Origin of the sequence: Phenylobacterium sp. (assembly GCF_030654915.1) — a bacterium.
Taxonomy (GTDB): domain Bacteria; phylum Pseudomonadota; class Alphaproteobacteria; order Caulobacterales; family Caulobacteraceae; genus Phenylobacterium.
Genome location: NZ_JAURWM010000349.1, coordinates 1 through 1,922 on the forward strand (window position 1 = coordinate 1; position 1,922 = coordinate 1,922).

1 protein-coding gene is annotated in these 1,922 nt (G+C 67.1%); it reads right to left on the reverse strand.

The window, feature by feature from the left end:
* Window positions 1-1,849, reverse strand: a 1,849-nt coding sequence (locus Q7T84_RS17930) for an isoleucine--tRNA ligase (RefSeq protein ID WP_304811581.1), incomplete at its 3' end; no start/stop codon positions are given.
* Between the last annotated feature and the right edge of the window lie 73 nt (window positions 1,850-1,922).

Genomic DNA, 1,922 nt, shown 5'->3' on the forward strand with positions numbered 1-1,922 from the left:
TTTCCAGCAGCGAGGACTGGAACCAGCCGCGATGCTGGTCGGAGCCTTCGAGGTAGAGGTCGGCCGGCCAGTGGGTGCCTGCGCGGTTTTCCAGGGTGAAGGCGTGGGTCGATCCGCTGTCGAACCAGACGTCGAGAATGTCGTCGATCTTCTCGAAGCGTTCCGGATCGTGGCTGCCCAGGAAATCGGTGACCGGGCGGTTGAACCAGGCGTCGGCGCCCTCGGCCTTGATGGCCTCGACGATCTTGCGATCGACTTCGGGGTCGTGCAGCGGGTGGTTCGTCTCCTTGTCGACGAACATGGCCAGCGGCGCGCCCCAGGCGCGTTGGCGGCTGATCAGCCAGTCGGGGCGGCTCTCGACCATTGAGCGGATGCGGTTCTTGCCGCCGGCCGGATAGAAGGCCGTCGCCTCGATGGATTCCAGCGCCGTCTCGCGCAGGGTCCGGCCGTTGTTGGCCGGGGTGTCGATCGGCTCATCCATGCGGATGAACCACTGCGGAGTGTTGCGGAAGATCACCGGCGCCTTGGAGCGCCAGGAGTGCGGATAGGAGTGCGTCATCCGGCCGCGCGCCAGCAGGCGTCCGGCCTCGATCAGCTTGTCCATGACCGCGCCGTTGGCGGGGCCGAACTTGCCGGCCTTCTTGCCTTCGGTCTCGATCACCTTCAGGCCGCCGAACAGCGGCACATGAGGGTAGTAGGCGCCGTCCTGATCGACGGTCTCGGGGATCTCGCGATGGCCGTGGGCCAGCCAGACCACATAGTCGTCGGCGCCGTGGCCGGGCGCGGTGTGGACAAAGCCGGTGCCGGCGTCGTCGGTCACGTGATCGCCCTGCAGCAGCGGCACGGGGAAGGCGTAGTGGGCGTCGAGCGCGTGCAGCGGATGCTCGCAGATCATGCCCTGGCAGTCGATGGTTTCGACCTTGCGCCATTTCGCGATCTTGGCGGTGGTGAAGACGTCCTCAGCCAGCTTTTCGGCCAGGATCAGCCGGTCGCCGGCCTTGGCCCAGGGCTCGAACTCGAGACCCTCTTCCATGGCCTCGACTTGATAGACCGCGTAGCTGATCGACTCCGAGTAGCTGATCGCCCGGTTGGCCGGGATGGTCCAGGGCGTGGTCGTCCAGATCACGACGCTGGCGCCGACGGCCGCGTCGGAGCCCTGGACGACCGGGAACTTCACCCAGATCGTCGGCGAGACGTGGTCATGATACTCGACCTCGGCGTCGGCCAGGGCCGTGCGCTCCACCGGGCTCCACATCACCGGCTTGGAGCCGCGATAGAGCTGGTCGGTGGCCACGAACTTGTGGAACTCGGCCACGATCGCGGCCTCGCTCGAATAGTCCATGGTCGCGTAGCGGTTCTCCCAGTCGCCGAGCACGCCCAGGCGCTTGAAGCCGCCCATCTGCACGGCGATCCACTTGGCGGCGTATTCGCGGCAGCGGGTGCGGAATTCGGCCTTGGAGACCTCGTCCTTGCGTCGGCCCTGGCCGCGCAGCTCCTCCTCGATCTTCCACTCGATCGGCAGGCCGTGGCAGTCCCAGCCGGGGACATAGTCGACGTCGTAGCCGAGCAGGAACCGCGATCGGACCACGAAGTCCTTCAGGGTCTTCTGCAGGGCATGCCCGATGTGGATCGCGCCGTTGGCGTACGGCGGGCCGTCATGCAGCACGAACAGGGGCGCACCTGCCCGCTGCCGCTCGGCGCGCAGCGTGTTGTAGAGGTCGGCCTGCGCCCACTTCGCCAGGATCACCGGCTCCTTCTGCGGCAGGCCCGCGCGCATGGGGAACGGCGTGTCCGGAAGGAAGACGGTTTCGCGGTAGTCGCGCGTGGGTGTGTCGGCGTCGTCGGCCATTACTCTGATCCAGGCTGGTCCGGTGGGTATGAGGTGCGGGGTGAAAACCCGGCGCGCGCTGGATCAACGTCCG